The 5,765-nt window shown below is 71.9% G+C and carries 6 protein-coding genes; 2 read left to right on the top strand and 4 right to left on the bottom strand.

Annotated features, from left to right (window positions below; all coding sequences use genetic code 11):
• Window positions 1–13: 13 nt before the first annotated feature.
• Window positions 14–493: a flavin reductase family protein gene (locus VFE05_00030; protein HET6228427.1), complete on the bottom strand. Its 480-nt coding sequence runs from the start codon at window positions 491–493 to the stop codon at window positions 14–16.
• A gap of 157 nt (window positions 494–650) precedes the next feature.
• Here VFE05_00030 and VFE05_00025 point away from each other — a divergent pair, with 157 nt between their 5' ends.
• On the top strand, window positions 651–1,649 hold the full coding sequence (locus VFE05_00025) for a hypothetical protein (GenBank protein ID HET6228426.1): 999 nt from the start codon (window positions 651–653) through the stop codon (window positions 1,647–1,649).
• Window positions 1,650–2,156: 507 nt separating this feature from the next.
• Here the strand turns inward: VFE05_00025 and VFE05_00020 are convergent.
• Both VFE05_00020 and VFE05_00015 read right to left on the bottom strand, forming a co-directional pair.
• Window positions 2,157–2,759 carry a L,D-transpeptidase family protein gene (locus tag VFE05_00020; GenBank protein ID HET6228425.1) on the bottom strand — a complete coding sequence of 201 codons (603 nt, stop codon included), beginning with the start codon at window positions 2,757–2,759 and terminating at the stop codon, window positions 2,157–2,159.
• 165 nt (window positions 2,760–2,924) lie between these two features.
• The gene (locus tag VFE05_00015) at window positions 2,925–3,350 is read right to left on the bottom strand and encodes a CoA-binding protein (protein ID HET6228424.1); all 426 of its coding nucleotides are present in this window, start codon (window positions 3,348–3,350) and stop codon (window positions 2,925–2,927) included.
• A 129-nt stretch (window positions 3,351–3,479) separates the two neighbouring features.
• On the opposite strand from VFE05_00015, the gene VFE05_00010 reads away from it, so the two are divergent.
• Complete coding sequence (locus VFE05_00010) at window positions 3,480–4,511, top strand: aldo/keto reductase (GenBank protein HET6228423.1); 1,032 nt, start codon at window positions 3,480–3,482, stop codon at window positions 4,509–4,511.
• 278 nt (window positions 4,512–4,789) lie between these two features.
• On the opposite strand, the gene VFE05_00005 is transcribed toward VFE05_00010, so the two are convergent.
• A complete protein-coding gene (locus tag VFE05_00005) occupies window positions 4,790–5,305 on the bottom strand; it encodes an adenine phosphoribosyltransferase (protein ID HET6228422.1) in 516 nt (171 codons plus the stop codon).
• Between the last annotated feature and the right edge of the window lie 460 nt (window positions 5,306–5,765).

Here is a 5,765-nt window from a genome sequence, read left to right as displayed (position 1 = left end):
CGGGCGTAGACGTTCAGGGAGCAAGGCGACCGTACCCTCCGCGATAGTAGACCAGCGGGCTCCCCTCGTGCGCGTGTCCGGCCACGACCTCGCCCAGGAAGATGGTGTGGTCGCCGCCGGGCAGGGCCTGCGAGAGGCGGCAGTCCACCCACGCCAGCGCGTCGTCCAGCACCGGGCTCCCGGTGGTCTCCGGCCGCCACTCGACGCCGTCGAACTTGGCGCCGCCCGTCTTGCCGGAGAAGCGGCGGGCGAGCGCCTCGCCCGTGCCCTCTTCCAGGAAGCTCACCGCGAAGCACCCCGCGGCGCCGATGGCGTCGTGCGAATCGGCGCCCTTCTCCACGCACACCAGCACCATCGTGGGCTGCAGCGAGACGGACGAGACGGCGCTGACGGTGAGGCCCACGGGGCTGCCGCCGCCGCGCGTGGTGGTCACCACGGCCACGCCGGTGGCGAAGTGCCCCATGACGCGGCGGAACTCGGCGTGGTCCATCATCTGGCAGGCATCGCGGTGAATCCTTACCTTGTCGGCGCGTGTCCGCTGGCCGGTTCCTTGCTGGGACGCGGGGCGCGGAGCGGCACGAACCGCCTTCCGCACCCCGGAACAGACCGGGCCGGACGACAGCCCGGCCCGTCACCAATAGAGATCGTCCATGCGCGTCTCCAAACGCACCGTACGCAGCACGTCGTCGCTCCTGATTCTAACCGCTCTCTCCGCCTGCGACAACGTCCGATGGGGCGGCGCCAACGTGGAGCTGGTGCCCCCTCCGCCCGCCACCGGCGGCCCCGTGGTGACCCCGGACGCGCAGACGTTCGCGGACCTGGGCCTGCCCCGCGGCAGCGTGCTCTTCCACGTCACGCGCGAGGGGAACGGCGTGCGCATCGTGCCCGTGGCGGAGGTCAGCGGCGACTCGTTGCGCACGCTGCGGCGCCCGGCCGGCGTGGCCGCCGCCGCGTACGAGTCGCGCTTCCGCGACGCGGTGATGGCGCCCGGCGCGGAGCTGCAGCTCTTCCGCCGCGGCGCGCCGGTGGGCACCGTGAGCGTGCAGGGCAACGGCCCGGCCACGGCATGCGGCGTCCCCACCGCCACGGGCACCGCGACCGCCGTCGCCGCCGCGGCGGACGTGCGCGAGTTCCTGGCCTTCCGCAAGGGCCTGGCGCCGCCGGTGAGCACCGAGTACGCGCCGCCGGCCATCAACGGCAGCATGACCACCTTCGCCTCCATCATCGCCGAGCGGCTGGTGCTGAACGGCGGTCTCCAGCGCCCGCGGTCGTGGCCCGGCGCGCAGCGGGACGTGCAGGCCATCGAGGTGCAGGGCGCGGGCAGCCCGGAGATGGCGGCCACGTACCTGGTGGGCGACCAGCTTGCCGTGGGCCCCGGCGACCCCGAGGGGTGGAGCGTGTTCTACATGGCGAGCTACGAGCAGCGCACCGGCTACACGCCCTTCTACTCCGAGGCGCGCGACTACCGCAAGGGCGGCAAGGCCGCACCGCACCTGGTGGATTACCTGAACTGGAACGGCCGCGGCGGCACCGACGTGCTCGTGCAGGTCTTCGGCCCGGACCAGCCCTGGTACGAGGCCGTCTCCGCCGATTCCGGGGGGCGCTGGAAGAAGGTCTGGGAAGGCCAGCCCTGCCACGGCGTGAAGTAACGCCGCACGGTCTGGTGATGCGGGAACGCGAAGGGGTCCGGGGCGATGTCGTCCCGGACCCCTTCCTCATCGCGAGTCCGTCAACGGACGCGGAAACCATGAGCGACAGGTGAGCCACTCGTGGGGACCCTATCCCCACGTGCGTCCCGCTGTGACAGCCTGATATCGATGTTCGTCGTACCCGAAAAGCGATGTGCGGCGGGAGACTCGCGCGGCGTGATGTGGCGGCGTGCACGGAGCACGCGAGGCTCCCGCCGCGGGCGGGGAGACCCCGGACGGAGGCGGGCCAGGCAGTATCGGCCCGCCGGAGGAGGAGGCTCCCCGACCCCGCGGAGGAGACGGACGGGCAGGCTGTACCGCCCGGCCGGCTCCGGAGTGGTCCACCGCACGAACCACATCCGACACCCGGCTCGGAGAAGCGAAGAAGCCCCACGGAACGCGTCCGCGGGGCCTCTTCGTCATCCGGGATCGATCAACCTCTACCCGTTCGTCATCACACGAGCGCCGTCATTCGCGGATGGTGACCTGCACGGGCTGCGGCAGCTGCACCTGCTCGGTGTGCGTGACGCGGTTGATCACGCGCCGGAACCAGCTGGGCGGCCGCTGCTCGCCCCCGTTCTCCATGACGGACGTGGCGAGCCGGATCACCTCCGGGTTGCGCATGCGCACGCAGCCGTGCGACTCGGCCTGCCCCAGCGACTCCTCGTTGCGCGTGCCGTGGATGTAGTAGTCCGGCTCCACGAAGAAGAGCTTCACGCGCCCCATGGGGTTGTTGGGGCTGCCCGGCGGCTGCGGCCGCTTGCCGCGCGCCCACTTCTCGTCGGGCGGAACCCACCGCGGGTTCCATACGATCTTGCGGATGCGGTACGTGCCCTTGGGCGTGGGGTGCGCGTCGGTGCCCACTGCGACCTGGAAGGTCTCGATCACGTCGTCGCCGCGGCGCACGTACAGCTGCCGCTCGGACAGGTCCACCAGGATGGAGAACGGGCGCGGGTCGCTGGACGCCGCCGCGCGCGTGGTGTCCTGCTGCCCGCTCAGCGCCGGGGACGCCGCGAGGAGCGACAACGTGACGGGCAGCGCGGCCCCTAACCATGTAGCTTTCAATCGCATAGACGTCATCGCCGGGGTGGAAACGAATGCTTATGGACCCGGCGCAAAGCGAAGATCGTGCCATCCGGCACACCCGCACCCGCGGCGGGTAGCCATGAAAGGGGCTGGCCCTCGGCGGGATTGGTTCTTGCCTCGCAACGACATTCCGCGCCCCTCCGGCCGCGCCTAGAGCAGTCCCGCCTGGGCGAGCGCGTGGTGGTCGCGGTACATGCAGCGGTCCTGCACCACGCGGATGCCGGCCGCCTCCAGCTTCTTCGCCGCCTCGTCGTTGCGGATGCCCAGCTGGAGCCACACGGTGCCGGGGTGCAGCGCGATCAGCTCGTCCACGTGCGCGGCCACGGCCTCGGGGCGGCGGAAGACCTGCACCACGTCGGGCGCGTCCTTCAGGTCCGCCAGGCTGGCGACCGCGCCGGGGTAGCCCTTGGCCGCGAGGGCGGGGTTCACGGGGATGATGGTGTAGCCGTGCGCCTCCAGGTACATCGGCACGCCGTGGGCGGGCGAGTCCGGCTGGTCGTCGCCCTTCATGCCCAGCACGGCGACGGTCTTCGCGCTGCGGAGGACCTGCAGCGAGGTATCGAGCTCTTGATCCATATGGGTCCGTTCGCGCGGTTGCGGGGCCGGGTGGGGCGTGCGGGAGCGCGCTCCGGCGGCCAGTTCCGTGCCAGGCGACGCCTGGACGCGCGGGTGCGGCCAACACATACACGCCACCGGAGTCCGCCCATGCACACACCCCTGCAACGAGAGGCCGGCCACGCGATGGAGCTGCGAAGGCTGGGACGGAGCGGCCTCACGGTCAGCCGGCTGGGCCTGGGGCTGGCCGCGCTGGGCAGGCCGGGCTACATCAACCTGGGCCACGGCGGCGACCTGCACGGCCAGTACAGCGTGCTGGCCATGGAGGCGCGCGCCCACCGGGTGCTGGACGCGGCGTGGGCGGCCGGCGTGCGCTACTTCGACGCGGCGCGCTCGTACGGCAAGGCCGAGCGCTTCCTGGGCTCGTGGCTGGTGTCGCACGGCATCGCGCCAGGCGACGTGGCGGTGGGGTCCAAGTGGGGCTACACCTACACGGCCGACTGGGAGGTGCGGGCCGAGGTGCACGAGGTGAAGGAGCACTCGCTGCCCGTGCTCCAGCGCCAGCTGCGCGAGACGCGCGAGCTGCTGGCCGGCCATCTCGACCTGTACCAGATCCACTCCGCCACGCTGGAGAGCGGCGTGCTGGACGACCCGCGCGTGCTGGACGAGCTGGCGTCGCTGCGGGCGGGCGGAACCGCCATCGGCCTGTCGCTCAGCGGAGCCCGCCAGGCCGAGACGCTTCGGCGCGCCATGGCGGTCACGGTGGGCGGCGCACCGCTGTTCGACGCGGTGCAGGCCACGTGGAACCTGCTGGAACCCTCGGCGGGAGATGCGCTGCGGGAGGCGCACGCGGCGGGGATGGGCGTGGTGGTGAAGGAGGCGCTGGCGAACGGCCGCCTCACCGAGCGCAACGAGGAGCCGGCCTTCGCGCCCAGGCTCGCGGCGCTGCGCACCGAGGCGGAGCGGCTGGGCGTGACGACCGACGCGCTGGCCCTGGCCGCCGCCCTCGCGCAGCCATGGGCCGACGTGGTGCTCAGCGGCGCCGCGACGCCCGCCCAGCTCGTCTCCAACGCCGCCGCGCTCGACGTATCTCTCGACGACGAAGCCCTCGCACGCCTCGCCTCGCTCGCAGAGGAGCCGAAGGCCTATTGGAACGCGCGGAGCCGCATGCGCTGGAACTGACGCGACCACTCTTGCCCCACGCCGACATACGACGACCCTCCTCAGATTTCCTGGGGAGGGTCGTTCAGCATCGATCCCAGTAGCGGCCAAGCGCACTCACCTCGACCATGATGCGGCAGCAGCCCGCGCAGGCGGGCTTCGCGCCTTCGTAGCCCGCGGCTTTAGCCGCCAGGGCGATGCGGCCATCGCCAGCCCGTCCATCCCTACCCCGGAATGTCTTCGGATGCGATAAATCGCACCCCTACAATGAGATAGATTCGGGGCGGGGCTGTGGGCGGTCAGTACGTCAGGATGGAGTGGACGTCGTAGCTGTCGAGGAGCTTGCGGCCGTCGAGGAAGGCGAGCTCGATGACGACGGCGACGGAGGCGATCTTTCCGCCCACCTCTTCCACCAGCTCGGCGGCGGCGCGGGCGGTGCCGCCCGTGGCGAGCAGGTCGTCCACCAGCAGCACGCGCTCGCCGGGGGCCACGCCGTCGCGGTGCATCTCCAGGCAGTTGGTGCCGTACTCCAGCGCGTACTCGCGGCTGATCTTGTCCGCCGGCAGCTTGCCCAGCTTGCGGATGGGCACGAATCCGATGCCCAGCGCCACCGCCAGCGGCGCCCCGAAGATGAACCCGCGCGACTCGATGCCCGCCACCGCGTCGATGCCCGCGCCGCGGTAGCGCTCGGCGAGGTGCTCCACCACGTCCGCCAGACCGGCGGGGTCGCGCAGCAGCGGCGTCACGTCGCGGAACAGGATGCCGGGCACGGGAAAGTCCGGCACGTCACGGATCAGCGCTTTGAGGTGCTCCAACGTGTCGCCTCCTGTCGCGGGGGGTCGGGTGGATCGGTGGGAGATGGGTCGGTAGGAAGGAGAAACACCGGCGCCGTGCCCGTCAGATGCGGGCGCCGCTCGTCATCCGTTCATCGGCGGACGGGGCCGCTCCGGATGAGAGGCTGTCGACCGCGGTGACTCGGCGGACGCGCACCGCCTCGCATCGGCGGAGGAGCGGCGGGCGGTGGCGGGTGCAGGAAGATGCGGGCCGGGACGAGGGATGATGGCCTGCCGTGCATCTCCCGACGCCGCGACGCCGCGCATCTCCCCAAGACGCTACTGGGTGAGGACGGAGCCGTAGCGGGTCCACTCGTCGAGGACCATGCCGGCGCCGCGCACCACGCAGCGCAGCGGGTCGTCGTCGATGTGGATGGCGAGGCCGGTCTCCACGCTCAGGCGCTGGTCCAGCCCCCGCAGCAGCGCGCCGCCGCCGGTGATG

Source organism: Longimicrobiaceae bacterium (assembly GCA_035696245.1).
In the GTDB taxonomy this organism is placed as follows: Bacteria; Gemmatimonadota; Gemmatimonadetes; order Longimicrobiales; family Longimicrobiaceae; genus DASRQW01.
This window is presented reverse-complemented; position numbering and strand designations above follow the sequence as displayed.